Origin of the sequence: Pseudosulfitobacter pseudonitzschiae (assembly GCF_002222635.1) — a bacterium.
GTDB classification, from domain to species: domain Bacteria; phylum Pseudomonadota; class Alphaproteobacteria; order Rhodobacterales; family Rhodobacteraceae; genus Pseudosulfitobacter; species Pseudosulfitobacter pseudonitzschiae_A.
The window spans coordinates 2,477,132-2,491,629 of the sequence record NZ_CP022415.1 but is presented as its reverse complement, the minus strand read 5'-3'; the positions used below and the strand labels follow the sequence as shown (position 1 = coordinate 2,491,629).

General features: G+C 59.0%; 17 protein-coding genes. 7 read left to right on the top strand and 10 right to left on the bottom strand.

What is annotated here, in order from left to right; translation table 11 throughout:
* Positions 1-6: 6 nt before the first annotated feature.
* Positions 7-477 carry a transcription elongation factor GreA gene (greA, locus tag SULPSESMR1_RS12110; RefSeq protein WP_089421057.1) on the bottom strand — a complete coding sequence of 157 codons (471 nt, stop codon included), beginning with the start codon at positions 475-477 and terminating at the stop codon, positions 7-9.
* Positions 478-680: 203 nt separating this feature from the next.
* The gene (locus SULPSESMR1_RS12105; protein WP_089421056.1) at positions 681-1,061 is read right to left on the bottom strand and encodes a VOC family protein; all 381 of its coding nucleotides are present in this window, start codon (positions 1,059-1,061) and stop codon (positions 681-683) included.
* Positions 1,062-1,140: 79 nt separating this feature from the next.
* On the opposite strand from SULPSESMR1_RS12105, the gene soxR reads away from it, so the two are divergent.
* The gene (gene soxR / locus SULPSESMR1_RS12100) at positions 1,141-1,593 is read left to right on the top strand and encodes a redox-sensitive transcriptional activator SoxR (protein WP_089421055.1); all 453 of its coding nucleotides are present in this window, start codon (positions 1,141-1,143) and stop codon (positions 1,591-1,593) included.
* A 162-nt stretch (positions 1,594-1,755) separates the two neighbouring features.
* On the top strand, positions 1,756-3,405 hold the full coding sequence (locus SULPSESMR1_RS12095; RefSeq protein WP_089421054.1) for an electron transfer flavoprotein-ubiquinone oxidoreductase: 1,650 nt from the start codon (positions 1,756-1,758) through the stop codon (positions 3,403-3,405).
* Positions 3,406-3,461: 56 nt separating this feature from the next.
* On the opposite strand, the gene SULPSESMR1_RS12090 is transcribed toward SULPSESMR1_RS12095, so the two are convergent.
* Positions 3,462-3,926: an SRPBCC family protein gene (locus tag SULPSESMR1_RS12090; protein ID WP_089421053.1), complete on the bottom strand. Its 465-nt coding sequence runs from the start codon at positions 3,924-3,926 to the stop codon at positions 3,462-3,464.
* Positions 3,916-4,263, bottom strand: a complete 348-nt coding sequence (locus SULPSESMR1_RS12085) for an ArsR/SmtB family transcription factor (RefSeq protein WP_089421052.1) — start codon at positions 4,261-4,263, stop codon at positions 3,916-3,918. Before SULPSESMR1_RS12085 ends, SULPSESMR1_RS12090 begins: the two co-directional genes overlap by 11 nt.
* Before the next feature lie 200 nt (positions 4,264-4,463).
* Between SULPSESMR1_RS12085 and SULPSESMR1_RS12080 the strand changes: the two genes are divergently transcribed.
* Both SULPSESMR1_RS12080 and SULPSESMR1_RS12075 read left to right on the top strand, forming a co-directional pair.
* Positions 4,464-6,176, top strand: a complete 1,713-nt coding sequence (locus SULPSESMR1_RS12080; protein WP_240311462.1) for a tetratricopeptide repeat protein — start codon at positions 4,464-4,466, stop codon at positions 6,174-6,176.
* Between the two features lie 10 nt (positions 6,177-6,186).
* On the top strand, positions 6,187-7,053 hold the full coding sequence (locus SULPSESMR1_RS12075) for a 4-(cytidine 5'-diphospho)-2-C-methyl-D-erythritol kinase (protein ID WP_089422303.1): 867 nt from the start codon (positions 6,187-6,189) through the stop codon (positions 7,051-7,053).
* Here SULPSESMR1_RS12075 and SULPSESMR1_RS12070 read toward each other — a convergent pair.
* Positions 7,050-8,051 carry a polyprenyl synthetase family protein gene (locus SULPSESMR1_RS12070; RefSeq protein ID WP_089421051.1) on the bottom strand — a complete coding sequence of 334 codons (1,002 nt, stop codon included), beginning with the start codon at positions 8,049-8,051 and terminating at the stop codon, positions 7,050-7,052. The genes SULPSESMR1_RS12075 and SULPSESMR1_RS12070 overlap by 4 nt on opposite strands.
* Before the next feature lie 55 nt (positions 8,052-8,106).
* Here SULPSESMR1_RS12070 and SULPSESMR1_RS12065 point away from each other — a divergent pair, with 55 nt between their 5' ends.
* The 3 genes from SULPSESMR1_RS12065 (at position 8,107) to SULPSESMR1_RS12055 (ending at position 9,321) form a co-directional block, all read left to right on the top strand.
* A complete protein-coding gene (locus tag SULPSESMR1_RS12065; protein ID WP_089421050.1) occupies positions 8,107-8,322 on the top strand; it encodes a DUF2007 domain-containing protein in 216 nt (71 codons plus the stop codon).
* A 47-nt stretch (positions 8,323-8,369) separates the two neighbouring features.
* A complete protein-coding gene (locus tag SULPSESMR1_RS12060) occupies positions 8,370-9,056 on the top strand; it encodes a tRNA1(Val) (adenine(37)-N6)-methyltransferase (RefSeq protein ID WP_089422302.1) in 687 nt (228 codons plus the stop codon).
* A gap of 100 nt (positions 9,057-9,156) precedes the next feature.
* Positions 9,157-9,321 (top strand): YdcH family protein, encoded by a 165-nt coding sequence (locus SULPSESMR1_RS12055; protein WP_089421049.1) that lies wholly within the window; start codon positions 9,157-9,159, stop codon positions 9,319-9,321.
* Positions 9,322-9,464: 143 nt separating this feature from the next.
* Here SULPSESMR1_RS12055 and SULPSESMR1_RS12050 read toward each other — a convergent pair whose 3' ends face one another.
* From SULPSESMR1_RS12050 to SULPSESMR1_RS12030, 5 genes are all read right to left on the bottom strand, one after another.
* The gene (locus tag SULPSESMR1_RS12050) at positions 9,465-10,445 is read right to left on the bottom strand and encodes a zinc-binding dehydrogenase (protein ID WP_089421048.1); all 981 of its coding nucleotides are present in this window, start codon (positions 10,443-10,445) and stop codon (positions 9,465-9,467) included.
* A gap of 10 nt (positions 10,446-10,455) precedes the next feature.
* The gene (locus SULPSESMR1_RS12045; RefSeq protein WP_089421047.1) at positions 10,456-11,061 is read right to left on the bottom strand and encodes a TetR/AcrR family transcriptional regulator; all 606 of its coding nucleotides are present in this window, start codon (positions 11,059-11,061) and stop codon (positions 10,456-10,458) included.
* A gap of 120 nt (positions 11,062-11,181) precedes the next feature.
* Positions 11,182-11,904: an acetoacetyl-CoA reductase gene (gene phbB / locus SULPSESMR1_RS12040; protein WP_089421046.1), complete on the bottom strand. Its 723-nt coding sequence runs from the start codon at positions 11,902-11,904 to the stop codon at positions 11,182-11,184.
* A gap of 332 nt (positions 11,905-12,236) precedes the next feature.
* Positions 12,237-13,412, bottom strand: coding sequence for an acetyl-CoA C-acetyltransferase (locus SULPSESMR1_RS12035; protein ID WP_089422301.1), 1,176 nt, complete (start codon positions 13,410-13,412; stop codon positions 12,237-12,239).
* A 170-nt stretch (positions 13,413-13,582) separates the two neighbouring features.
* On the bottom strand, positions 13,583-14,434 hold the full coding sequence (locus SULPSESMR1_RS12030; protein ID WP_089421045.1) for an EAL domain-containing protein: 852 nt from the start codon (positions 14,432-14,434) through the stop codon (positions 13,583-13,585).
* Positions 14,435-14,498: the final 64 nt, after the last annotated feature.

Sequence of the window (14,498 nt, the reverse complement as noted above, 5' to 3'; positions counted from 1 at the left end):
TTCCGATCAGATGAAAGCGATTTTCAGCACTTCATAGGACTTATCGCCACCGGGCGTGCGCACTTCGACGCTGTCGCCTTCTTCCTTGCCGATCAGGGCACGGGCGATGGGCGATTTGATATTCAGCAGACCTGCTTCGATGTTGGCCTCGTATTCACCGACAATCTGATAGGTTTTCTCTTCGTCGGTGTCTTCGTCGACAAGCGTGACAGTGGCGCCGAACTTGATGCCGCCCTTCATCTTGGTCGGGTCGATGACGTCGGCCAGCGAAATTGCACCTTCCAGCTCTTTGATGCGCCCTTCGATGAAGGACTGCTTTTCCTTGGCGGAATGGTATTCGGCGTTTTCCGACAGGTCGCCATGCTCGCGTGCTTCGGCGATGGCCTTGATGATGGCGGGGCGCTCGACGGATTTCAGGTGCTTGAGTTCGGTCTCAAGGGCTTGGTGACCCTTTCGGGTCATCGGGATCTTTTCCATAAGTCACGTCCAGCAGATTAGGGCGGCCAAAGTGGCCGCCGGTCAATGTTGGATGCTACCTGACCTATTGCGGCGGGGGATTGCAAGGGGTGGGCGTATCTGGGGCGGCGAATGTCGCCGATGCGCGGTACGGGGGAAGGGGGCGCTGCCCCCGCGCCTTGCGGCGCTCCCCCGGAGTTTACCCTGCAAGATGAAGGATAAAGTCAGTCGTATTGCACCACCTCGTATTCGATGCCGTCCGCGTCGTGAAAGTAGAAGCGGCGGCCCGGTTCATAGTCGGCGTGGTTGCCGGTGGTAAAGCCGTGCGCTTTGATGCGTGTTTCAAGGGCGTCGAGATCGTCAGTGGTGACGGCCAGATGGTTCAGCCCGCCGATAGTGGTATAGTTGGATTGCCGCGGCTTTTCAGGTGCCTGAGGGGAATAGAGCGCCAGATAATGCGTGTCGGTGCCTACGTGGATGGTGTGGCCGCCCGCTATTGCGGCACCCTGCCAGCGGATGTGCCAGCCGAACAGATCGCACATCCAGTCGGCGGTGGCGGCGGGGTCGGAGACAGTAAAATTGGTGTGTTCAAGCTGGGCTGTCATGGAGTTTGTCCTTTTCAACAGGTGGGAATGGCTTTAGCGTAATTGCTAAACCTAACTTTAGGTCAAGGGATTTTTCGACATGGCGAAAGACGGGTTGAGCATTGGCGATCTGGCCGCGCGGACGGGGCTGGCTGTGTCGGCGATCCGCTATTACGAGGCGCAGGGGCTGATTGATCCATGGCGCAATGCGGGCGGGCAGCGACGGTTTTCGCGGGCGGACATCCGGCGGCTGTCGTTCGTGATGATCGCGCAGCAGTTCGGCTTTACCCTGCCGCAAATACGGGCCGAGCTGGACTTGTTGCCCAAGGGCCGCGTGCCGACCAAGTCGGATTGGGCGCACATCAGTACCGGATTTCGTGCGGCACTGGATGCGCGGATCGACACGCTGACCCGAATGCGTGACACGTTGGACAGCTGTATCGGCTGTGGCTGTTTGAGCCTCGACAGCTGCGCCTTGTACAATCCCGGCGACCGCGCCCGCGAAAAGGGCACCGGTCCGCGCTATTTGATGGGGGATCGGCCTGCGGACTGACGGCTGTTGCCGCTGCGGTATACACTGTGAAAAACCGTCGCATGTCTGTACCGCTGACGCGGTGTTTCGATTGCATTGACGGGCGCTGTGGTTTAGCCAAGCGCGAAAGATTGTTGCGCGATGCGGTGGGTGCACGCGCTTTTGCACAAGGAGCCGCCGAGCATGGCCGATACAGAACGCGAAGCGATGGAATATGATGTGGTCATCGTCGGGGCCGGACCTGCGGGCCTTTCGGCAGCGATCCGTCTAAAGCAACTGGACGCCGACCTGAATGTGGTCGTGCTGGAAAAGGGCTCGGAAGTGGGCGCGCATATCCTGTCGGGTGCGGTGCTGGATCCCTGTGGTCTGGACGCGCTGATCCCTGACTGGAAAGCAAAGGGCGCCCCTGTCACCGTCGAAGTGAAAGAAGACAATTTCTATATGCTGGGTGAAGCGGGCAAGATACGCATTCCCAACTTTCCTATGCCACCGCTGATGAACAATCACGGCAACTATATCGTGTCGATGGGCAACGTCTGCCGTTGGATGGCCGAACAGGCCGAAGAACTGGGCGTGGAAGTGTTCCCCGGTATGGCTTGTTCCGAACTGGTCTATGGCGAGAACGGCGAAGTCAAAGGCGTGGTCGCCGGTGAGTTCGGCATTGCGGCGGATGGCACCAAGGGCGACAGCTATGAACCGGGTATGGAGTTGCACGGTAAATACGTTTTCCTTGGCGAAGGCGTGCGCGGGTCGCTGTCGAAAGAGGTCATTGCGAAATACGACCTGTCGGCGGGCAAAGAGCCGCAGAAATTCGGTCTTGGCATGAAAGAGATTTGGGAAATTGATCCCGCCAAGCACAAAGAGGGCACTGTCGCCCACACGATGGGTTGGCCATTGGGCAGCAAAGCGGGCGGCGGATCGTTCATCTATCACCTTGATAACAATCAGGTCTATGTGGGTTTTGTGGTGCACTTGGGCTATAAGAACCCGCATGTGTTTCCCTATATGGAATTCCAGCAGTTCAAACACCACCCGATGGTGGCCGAGCTGCTGAAAGGTGGCAAACGCGTGGCTTATGGCGCGCGCGCGATCACCGAAGGCGGCTTTCAGTCGATGCCCAAGATGGTGGCACCCGGTGTGGCTCTGTTGGGCTGTGCCGTTGGCATGGTCAACGTGCCGCGCATCAAGGGCAACCACAACGCCATGCTGTCGGGCAAGGCGGCTGCCGAGGCCGCATTCGAGGCGATCAAGGCCGACCGTTCGGGTGACGAACTGACCGCCTATGAGGATGAGGTGCGCGCAGGAGCGATCGGCAAAGACCTGAAAAAGGTGCGCAACGTCAAACCGCTGTGGTCGAAATATGGCCTGACTGCATCACTGGCTGTTGGTGGCTTCGATATGTGGTGCAACACGTTGGGTTTTTCGCTGCTGGGCACACTGAAACACGGCAAATCCGACGCCGAGGCGACCGAGCCCGCCGATAAGCACAGCCAGATCACCTATCCCAAGCCGGACGGAAAGCTGTCGTTCGACCGCCTGACCAACGTGGCGTTCAGCTTTACCAATCACGAGGAAAGCCAGCCTGCGCACCTGAAGCTGAAAGATCCCAGCATTCCGGTGGATCGCAACCTGCCGGTCTATGCCGGACCTTCGGCGCGCTATTGCCCCGCAGGTGTGTATGAATTCGTGACGGAAGAGGGCAAAGACCCGCGTTTTGTCATCAACTTCCAGAACTGCGTGCACTGCAAGACATGCGACATCAAAGACCCCAGCCAGAATATCAACTGGACCACGCCGCAGGGCGGGGACGGGCCGAACTATCCCAATATGTGATAGGCCGGTGGAGTGGCATCAGGTGAAAAGGCGGGCGCAGGCCCGCCTTTTTGCGTTCACAGGGTTTTGGCATAGGCCGCAAGCTGATCTGCCACGGTGCCCCAGCCGTCGAAAAAGCCCATATCTTCATGGGTCTTGCGGGCATCGGCTGAGCGGTGCCGTGCGGTGGCAGTGTAAATTGTGCCGCCTGCGCCGTTGTCTTGGAATTCGACGATGGCTGTCATGAACGGGTCAGGCGCGGGTTTCCAGCCTTCGCTGTAGGCATCGGTGAACACCAGTTTGCGTTGATCGATGATTTCAAGAAAGACGCCTGCGTTGGTCATGGTTTTGCCATCCACTTCAAAGGCGGTGTTGAACCGCCCACCCGGACGCAGGTCGATTTCGCAATCCGTGACCTTATGGGGTTTGGGTACAAAGAAGGCTTTGACGTGTTTTGGTGTAGTCCAGCATTCCCACAACAAGGCGGGACTTACGTTAATTTCGCGGGTGAAAGTCAGGTCGGTGGTGGGGTCAAGTTCCATTGGCGAGATCCTTTGCGAGTTGGATTGCATAGCTGTCGAATTGGTCAAGACGGCGTGTCCAGAGGTCGGATTGATGGCCGAGCCAGTCCTGTACCGGCACAAAAGCAGCGTCAGAGCGGGCATATGTGCGCACCCGCCCGACCTTGGTCGAGGTGATCAGGCTGGCGCTTTCCAGTTTGGTCAGATGCGCAAGCAATGTTGGCATGGCTATGTCATGGGGCGCGGCCAGTTCACTGGTGGTGGCAGGGCCGCGCGACAGGCGGTCCAGAATGGCCCGCCGTGTCGGATCGGCCAAAGCCGCAAAGATGTGATCGAGTTGAGAATCATACTTAGCCATTTGACTAAGTATTTATGAATCCCGCGATCATGCAAGTGAAAATGCCCTGGGTCCGGCCCGTGCCGCCGGATTGTGACAAAACTCTGGGCAAGTTGCTGCCGCACCTCACAGCATTGTTTGCCACGCTATGGGCAGCCCCATTGCGCCCGCGTGCAGACCTGCTAGCCTTATTCCAAATAGAAATTAGTCGAGGCTGTCGCGTGATCCGATCCATTCTGAAAAGCACTGTGGCCACGGCCCTGATCTGGACATTGGCTGGCCCGTTGGCGGCGCAGGATGTGGCGGGCCCCTATCTGGCGGCGCGTCATGCCACCTATCTGAACGATTTTGGCACGGCGGCAGGCTACTACGATACGGCGCTGCGGCATGATGCAGGGAATGCCGAATTGATGGAGCACGCGACGCTGGCGCATCTGCTGCTGGGCGACGTGGCACATGCCCTGCCGATTGCGCAAACCATGCAAGATGCGGGCCTGCGCAGTCAGGCGGCGAACATGGCGATCATTACCGACATTGCGCACCGCGAGGACTACGCCGCCCTGCTTGAGCGCGACATGGAGACCCAAGGGATCGGCCCGCTGGTCGATGGTTTGCTGCAAGCTTGGGCACATGTGGGCGAGGGGGATATACAGGCCGCAAGCGACGCCTTTGATGCGGTCGCGAAAGAGCAGGGGTTGAAGGGCTTTGCGCTTTATCACAAGGCGATGGCGCTGGCGTTGGAGGGTGATTATCCTGCCGCCGAAGCGATTTTTGCAGGCACAGACAGCGGCACGATGGTGCGTACCCGTCGCGGGGCGTTGGCGCGGGCCGAGGTACTTAGCCAGATGGGCCGCAATGCCGATGCGGTGACCAGCCTGCGAGACGCCTTTGGCGGCGGTATGGACCCTGAACTCGGGCGGGTCATCACTGCGCTTGAAGCCGGTGAAAAACTGCCTTTCACCCATGTTACCTCTGCCCGTGACGGTCTGGCCGAGGTGTTCGCGTCGCTTGCCGCCGCATTGCGCAGCGAGGCGGCAGCCGATTACACGCTGTTGTACGGACGGCTGGCACTTTATCTGCGGCCCAGCCATGTAGATGCGCTGCTGTTGAACGCAGAGTTGTTGGAAGAACTTGGACAATATGATCTGGCAATCGACGCTTATAAACAAGTGCCCGCCAGCGATCCGGCCTTTCACGCTGCAGAACTGGGTCGCGCTGCCGCCCTGCGCCGTGCCGACAAACCCGACGCCGCCATCGAAGTGCTGGAACAACTGGCGCGCCAATACCCCGATTTGCCTATGGTGCATTCGACGCTAGGCGATCTTTTGCGCCAACAAGACCAGTTTGTCCCTGCCATTGCCGCCTATGACCGCGCTTTGGAACTGACTCCGGAAGGCGCGCGCGCGCAGTGGTTCTTGCTCTATGCCCGTGCGATCGCGCACGAACGGCTGGACCAGTGGCAAGAAGCCGAGGCCGATTTCCGTCATGCCTTGGCGCTGAATCCAGGTCAGCCGCAGGTGCTGAACTATCTGGGATATTCGATGGTCGAACAACAGATCAATCTGGACGAGGCACTGGAAATGATCCAGCAGGCCGCCGCTGCCAATCCTGACAGCGGGTATATCATCGACAGTCTGGGCTGGGTTCTCTACCGCCTTGGCCGCTACGACGAAGCGGTTGACCACATGGAACGCGCAGTCCAGTTGGAGCCTGTTGATCCGGTGGTGAACGACCATCTTGGCGACGTACTTTGGGCCGTGGGTCGCAAGCGCGAGGCGCAGTTCCAATGGTCGCGCGCTCTGTCTTTTGTCGACCCCAAGGACACCGACGGCGAGGCCGACCCGGGTCGGATGCGCCGCAAGCTTGAAGTCGGACTGGACAAGGTTCTGGCCGAAGAAGGTGCGCCGCCTCTGATGATGGCAAGGGATCGCTGAGGCCGTCATGATGGCGGGCTTGCGGGTCTTTGCCCCCGCCAAGATCAACCTGACCTTGCACGTTACCGGTCAGCGGGCCGATGGCTATCACCTGCTGGATTCGCTGGTGGTTTTTGCCGACGTGGGTGACGTGGTGCAACTGCGTCCTGATACTGCATGGTCGTTGCTGGTTGACGGACCAGAGGCGGGCAGCGTGCCGCCGGGTGACGAAAACCTTGCGCTGCGCGTGGCGCGCCTGTTTCCCCGGATCGCAAGCGCCCTGACCTTGACCAAGGAACTGCCCGTGGCGTCGGGCATCGGCGGCGGCTCTGCCGATGCTGCGGCGGTGTGGCGGGGGCTGTGTCAAATGGCCGGGCGTGATGCGGATGCGAATGCCCTGCTGGAACTGGGGGCGGATATTCCGGTTTGCGTGCCGTCGCGGTCTGCGCGGATGCAGGGAATTGGTGAAATGGTCACGTCCGTGGACGGCCTGCCGCACCTGGATGTGGTGTTGGCCAATCCGCGTGTGGCGGTGTCGACACCACAGATATTCAAGGCCCTTACACACAAGGACAACGCGCCAATGCCACCCGTGCTGCCGGAATTTTTTGATGCCGCCGCGCTGTGCAACTGGTTGGCCGCGCAGCGTAACGATTTGCAGATCCCGGCCGAAGCCATCGCCCCGCAGATTGCTGAAACTTGTCAGACACTGGCCGCTTTATCCGGCTGCCTGCTGGCACGTATGTCCGGGTCTGGCGCAACCTGCTTCGGGGTTTTCAGTACAGCCGAGGAAGCGACCGAAGCCGCCGACCGTCTGGCAATTGTACAGCCCAACTGGTGGGTACGCGCAGGTCGATTGGGTGGAATGCAGCGCGTCGCCGCGCCGCAAGCTCTCTAGCTGATCCGGTCAACCACGAAGTCGGCCAGATCCACCAGCATGTCCTTGATGTCGTGGTCGGCTAGGGGGGCCAGCGACGCCTTGGCGCGGTCGGCCCATGCGATCGCATCCACGCGGGTCTCGGCCAGTGTGCCGTGTTTGTTCAGCAGCGCCAGCGCGTGTTCCAGATCACCGGCGTCCTGTTTTCCCTTTTCGATGGTGCGCACCCAAAAGGCCCGCTCGTCCGGCGTTGCTTTGGTCACGGCCTTGATCACCGGCAGGGTCAGCTTGCGTTCGCGGAAATCGTCACCGATGTTCTTGCCTGTCGCTTCGGACTGACCCTGATAGTCCAGCAGGTCATCGACAATCTGGAACGCCACGCCCAAAGCATCGCCGTAATCATACAGCGCCTTGACCGTCGCCGCGTCAGCATCTGCGATCACGCCACCCACTTCCATCGCCGCCGAGAACAGCGCTGCGGTCTTGCCCCGCACCACTTGCAAATAAACAGCTTCATCGGTCGCCAGATCCTGTGCGGCGGTCAGTTGCAACACTTCACCCTCGGCGATAGTGGCGGCGGCGTTGGACAGGATGCGCATTACCTCCATCGAGCCACATTCGGTCATCAACTGGAACGAGCGCGCAAACAGATAATCACCGACCAGCACGCTTGAGGTATTGTCCCACAGCAGGTTGGCTGTGGGCCGTCCACGGCGTTGTGCGCTTTCGTCCACCACATCGTCATGCAGCAGTGTGGCGGTATGGATAAATTCGACCGTGGCAGCCAGATGAATATGGTAAGCACCTGTATATCCACACAAATGTGCCGACGCAAGCGTTAGCATAGGGCGCAAACGCTTGCCGCCTGCACCCACCAGATGCGCCGTGACTTCTGGAATGCGCGGCGCGTGTTCCGAGGCCATTTTCGTGCGGATCAGCGTGTTGACCGCATCCATATCATCCGCCAGCCGTGCGGCCAGCCGGTCATGCGGTTTCAACCCCTGCTCGATGTTGTCCATATTGCCCCCGATGGCCCCTCGACATTAAGGCCAGCCTGCTCTTACATCCGTGGTTATGAAGGAACTTTTGCGTAGCAACGACCCGACGATCATCGCGTTTGCCTCGGCCCTACTGTCCGGCGAGGATATAGACTGCTTTGAATTGGACGTAAACATGAGCGTGCTCGAAGGCGGCATCGGGATTTTCCCGCGTCGACTGATGGTGCGCGCCGATGAACATGACGCCGCCACACGGGTCATGCGCGACAACGACATTCCGCTGGGATTGTGATCGAAGAATCCGAACTGACGCGTGACGCCTTTCTGGGTGGTCAGGTGATGCTGTGGCAGCCGCGCACCGGCTATCGCGCGGGGCTTGATCCGGTGTTGCTGGCAGCCAGCGTTCCGGCCCATGCGGGGCAGTCCGTGCTGGATCTGGGCTGTGGCGCAGGCGCTGCGGCCTTGTGTCTTGGGGCGCGCGTGCCGGGACTGGACCTGCACGGGGTCGAACGACAGCCCTATTATGCGGACCTGGCCAGACGCAACGGGTTGGACGTGACCTGTGCCGACCTGACCAAGCTGCCGATGCCACTGAAAGAACGTAGCTTTGATCATGTGATTGCCAATCCACCCTATTTCGATCGCGCAGCCAGCCGCCCGTCTCCCTACACGGGCCGCGAAGGGGCCTTGGGCGAGGATACAGCGCTGGAGGATTGGGTGCAGGTGGCCGCCAAACGGCTGCGTTATCGTGGCTTTGCCCACTTTATTCACCGCATGGCGCGGCTGCCGGACATTCTGGCAGGGATTCGGCCCGTCATGGGCAGTGTCGAAGTGCTGCCTTTTTCAGCGCGCCCCGGACGCGCCCCGGAACTGTGCATTATCCGCGCACGCAAAGGCGGGCGGGCAGAATTTCGCTTGCATTTTCCGCACCTTCTGCACCGCGGCGAAAGCCATTTGCGCGATGCAGAAAGCTATACTGCTGAAATAAAAGCGGTTCTGCGTGATGGGGCGGCGCTGGAATTTTAACCAGTGGTTCATACATCACAAGTCTATGATGCGTGTGCAGCGTGACAGGAATGTAAAATCGTGGTCTGCTACAGTTGTACTTGAACTAATGGAGGATTGCATGAGCCTGAACTCACATCTCAACGAGTTGAAGAAAAAGCACGAAAACCTGAGTAACGCGGTGGAAAAGGAACTGCGCGCACCGGGCGCGGACACGCTGAAAGTGGCCGAACTGAAAAGGCAAAAACTCCGTCTGAAAGAAGAAATTACGCGATTGTCGGCCTGACCCGACCTTTGCAAAGCTGGCGTGCGCTGGGATGACAGCGCCGCCGGTCACCTTTGAGTGGTCCGCAACGGACAGGATGTCCATTACATCAGTCACATAGGCGGCCCTTTCACGGACCGCCTTATTGTTTGTATGTCAGCGCTTTAGGGGCGTAGCATGACCTTGCCCGCGCGACCGGGGGTCAGCGCCGCAGTCATTGCGTCGGACAATTGGTCCAGCCCGTAGACGCCGCCGTCTTCCAACGTCAGTTCGCCTTTGGCGGCCAAAGTTACCAGTTCGGTGATCAACTGCATGCGCAGCGCAGGATCCATGTCGCTGCCGACTTTCGAACCCCAGAAGCCTTTGACAGTGATCTGCTTTATGATCAACGTGCCCGAGGACAATTCCAGTGGCGCCCCCGTGGCTGTACCAAACACCACCAATTCGCCGTTGCTGCCCAGCAGGTCGGTCAGATCGCTGGCCAGATCACCGCCGACAGAATCAATGGCCGAAACCGCACCGGCCTTGCCTACCAACGCCTGTGCCTTGGATTTCCAGTCGGCGTCAGAGGTGGACAGCACGTTGTCGATCCCCATGCTGGTCAGTTCGGTCACCGCTTCGTCGCGGCGCACAAGGTTCAGCAGATTGATGCCACGCGACTTGGCCAGAACGGCCATGATTTTACCCACGGCACCGTTAGCTGCAGTCTGTATGATCCAGTCGCCTTTTTCGGCCTGCAGCATGTCTAACAGTGAAATCGCGCTGAACGGCATGGCGATCAGTTGCGCGCCCATAGTGTCCGAGATGGTGGCGGGCAGGGGCAAAACGCCACCTGCGGGGGCGATGAAATAGTCGGCCCATGTGCCGTGAACGCCCGCGATGCTGACACGTTGGCCGATCAGTTCGGCGTCAACCCCGTCGCCGGCTGCTTCGATTGTACCGACCGCTTCGGAGCCGCCGATAGCGCCTGGCAGTTCGGGTTTGTAGCCATAATTCCCGCGAATGGTCCACAGATCATGGTTGTGGATCGGCGACAGCAGCGTCTTGATCCGGACCTCGCCAGCGGCGGGTTCGGGGGTGTTGATGGTTTTGGTTTCGAGCACGTCGGCGGGTTCACCAAAGGTGTCGTGGATTGCAGCTTTCATGGGAGATTCCTTATTTTTCAGTCTGTTCAGGTGAAAGGCGGCGCGTGGTGTCTTGCAACGCGTCGCGCAGGGCACTGTCTGTTTGAGACAGCTTTGACAGGATTGCGGCCCCCAGCCATTGCGCGTAAAGTACGCGGGCCGTGGCGTCGGGGTCGGGCAGGGCGTGCACAGTGCCATCGGCGGCTCCGGCGCGTAGCAAATCGGCGATGCGGGCGGTCATCTGGTCAACGCCTGCATCCAGAATCATGCGCATGTCGTTGGACAAATCTGCGATCTCGGCTGCCAGTTTCACGACCAAACAGCCTGATGCGATGCCGCTGGCCTTGTCGTTGTCCAGCCACGCAGTCCAATAGTTGCGCAGCTTGGCACCGGCCGTCCCCGCGCCATCGGCCAATGCGTCAAACCGGCCAAGATAGTCGTCGACATAGTCCTGCAACAGGGCGCATCCAAAGACCTCTTTCGACGCAAAGTAGTAGTAGAATGATCCTTTTGGCACGCCGCTGGCAGCGAGGATCTGGGACAGTCCCACGCCGCTAAAGCCACCGTGCAAGACCAGTTCACGCCCTGTTTCCAAGATGTGTTGGCGAGTTTGTTCTGATTTTCTTGGCTGTGTCATGCCCGTTAGATAGTAAGTAATAGACCGGTCGTCTAGTGATGGTGTTCAAAATATTTTGCGAGGTCAAAACAAAACCGGCGCGCCACTGGGGCGCGCCGGTTGCCGTAATTTCAGATCAGGTTAGACGAAGAACTGCGCACCGTTGGCCGAAATGGTCGAACCGTTGATGAATCCCGAATCGTCTGACGCCAGAAATACGACGCAACGTGCGATTTCTTCCGGTTCTCCCAGACGGCCTGTGGGGATTTGCGCGATGATCGATTCGCGGACTTTTTCCGGCACGGCCATGACCATATCGGTGCCGATATAGCCGGGGCAGATGGCGTTGGCGGTGATGCCTGCACGCGCGCCCTCTTGGGCCAGAGATTTGACGATGCCCAGATCGCCCGCCTTGGTCGCGGCATAGTTCACTTGTGCGAATTGCCCCTTTTGACCGTTGATCGAACTGATGACAATCACGCGGCCGAATTTGCGTTCACGCATACCGGGCCAGACGGGGTGAACGGTGTTGAAAACGCCTGTCAGGTTTGTATCGATAACCTCGTGCCAGTGTTCGGGGGTCATTTTATGGAACGGTGCGTCACGGGTGATGCCCGCGTTGGCAACCACAACGTCAACAGGACCAAGGTCGGATTCGACCTGCGCGATGCCCGCTTTGCTTTCGTCATAGTTGGCGACGTTCCACTTGTAGGTTTTGATACCGGATTCTTCAGTGAATTTTGCAGCGGCTTCGTCATTGCCTGCATAGGTTGCGGCGACGCTGTACCCTGCGTCTTTCAATGCTTGCGAAATGGCGGCGCCGATCCCGCGTGATCCTCCGGTAACAAGTGCAACTCTGGACATTATGTTTCTCCTCCTGATGGGCTTTGTTCTATTCTTGCGTGTATCCGCCTAGGGCGTCCATGCATCTACCGCGATAATTGTGACAAGGTTCTGTCAATTCGAGCATTGCATAAAACGCGGGGGCATAAGGCAAATTTTGCGCTTTTGGTGGATGTCGACCCCAAAGGGTGCATCCGGGTCACGCTGCGTGGTGCAGACGTCGATCTGATCGGTAAGCGCTGTTAGGATCGACATGTGTGTGACCTTAAGATTCCGCGACACTTGATGTGCCGCGAAATCTTGTTACCCATTTCACTTCATGCCCGCAACTATATTGCGCGGCATGTTTGAAATTAAGGGCGTTCGATGCACATTGCGACACCCATGCCGCCGCCGATGCACAGTGTAGCAAGGCCCTTTTTGGCACCACGGCGTTTCATTTCGAACACCAAAGTGTTCAGAATTCGCGCGCCAGATGCGCCGATGGGGTGGCCGATGGCGATGGCGCCGCCGTTGACGTTCACAATGGATGGATCCCAGCCCATATCCTTGTTCACGGCACAGGCCTGCGCGGCAAAGGCTTCGTTGGCTTCGACCAGATCCAGATCTTCAGCCTTCCAACCGGCCTTTTCCAAGGCTTTGCGCGAGGCAAAGATCGGGCCCGCGCCCATGATCTTCGGGTCAAGACCAACTGTGGCGTAGGATACGATTCGCGCCAGCGGCTCGATCCCGCGCTTTTCGGCGTTGTCGGCGGACATCAGCAACGCGCCAGCGGCACCGTCGTTCAGACCCGATGCGTTGGCAGCTGTCACCGATCCGTCCTTGGTGAAAGCGGGGCGCAGTTTTTGCATCGCTTCCATTGTGGCGCCGTGGCGGATGTATTCGTCACTGTCCACAACGATGTCTGCCTTGCGGCCTTTGACGGTAAAGGGGGTGATTTCGTCCTGAAACTTGCCCGCCTTCTGGGCCGCTTCGGCCTTGTTCTGCGATGCTACGGCGAATTCGTCCTGCTGGTCGCGGTTGATTTGCCATTTTTCGGCAACGTTCTCGGCGGTTTGACCCATGTGATAACCGTTGAACGCATCCCACAGACCATCGCGGATCATCGTGTCGATGTATTGCATGTCGCCCATTTTGTGACCCATACGTAGGTTTGCGGCGTGGGGGCTCATCGACATGTTTTCCTGACCGCCTGCGGCCACAATGCTGGCATCACCCAACTGGATGTGTTGCGCCGCCAAAGCGATGGCGCGCAGGCCGGAACCACACACCTGATTGATGCTCCATGCGGCGCTTTCGATTGGCAGGCCTGCATTGATATGTGCCTGACGGGCGGGATTCTGCCCTTGGGCGGCGGTCAGAACCTGACCCAGAATGGTCTCGCTGACCTCCGACTTGTCGATGCCGGCCCGCTCGACGATCGCCTCAAGTACAGCGGCGCCCAGATCGTGCGCGGGGGTGCCAGCAAAAGAGCCAGTAAAGCTGCCGACAGCGGTGCGTGCGGCAGAGGCGATGACGACGTTGGTCATGGAATGCATCCTCTTGTTGTTTGACGAAGGACGCATTGTCAGACCTGACCACATGCCATGTCTTGGCCCCTCGACTTATTGAATTGGATAAACCATTCGATCCATCGTCACAACGGATACCAAGTCGCATGTGCGATTGACGGTAATTTGTACATTGAAGACCACCGATTTCAGCCCGCAGCCCGGATTTCGGCAGGGGTTTTCCAGCCCGGTCGCGTGGTCGGGGCGCCGTGCAGGTAACCTTGCAAGCAGTCCACGCCCAGGCTGGCCAACACGTCGGCGTCCGCTTTGGTTTCGACAAATTCGGCCACGGTCATCATGTCGAAATGCTGTGCAATCGCTACCATAGAACGCACCAGCGCCCGATTGTCCGCGTCCGTCGCAATGCCCGACACGAACTGGCCGTCGATCTTGAGAATGTCAAAGAAGAATTCCTTGAAGTAACGCAGGGCTGTCTGGCCAGAGCCGAAATCATCCAGCGCAAAACAGATGCCGCGCACCTGCCAGCGGTCCATAAAGTCGATGACCAACTCGGGCACCGTCATTGCCGAACCTTCCGTAATCTCAAGGATCAGCCGTTCGGCAATCGTCGGATCGCGGTCCAGCCAGCGTTGCAATGTGCGGGTCCATTTGGTGAACCCGATCGAACGGGCCGACATATTGATCGACAACCGCAGATGCGGCGTTTCGTGCAAGGCCCGCAATCCCATCTGCAAGGCAAGCACGTCAATCTCGCGGCCCAGTTCGGTCGCCTCTACCGCGTTCATGAAGTCACGCGCGGGGATCACGCGGCCTGTTTCATCGGTGATGCGGATAAGTCCCTCATAGAAACCGATGCGCGACGGGTCGCGCGACAGAACCACCGGTTGAAACGCCAGCAAGGTCTGCTTGTGGCGGATCGCCTGCGCCACCATATCCAGAACCGACCCATCGCGGCGCGACACCGCAAAGGCCAGCGGATTTTCGGCGCCGGGCGGGACATCGGCAATGCGCCGTTTCTTCAGGTTCACGGGCGTCTCCATGGACAGAGGGTTCGGCTTCCACTTTGTCGACATATTATCTAACAAGAGCTTAATGTTCTCATTT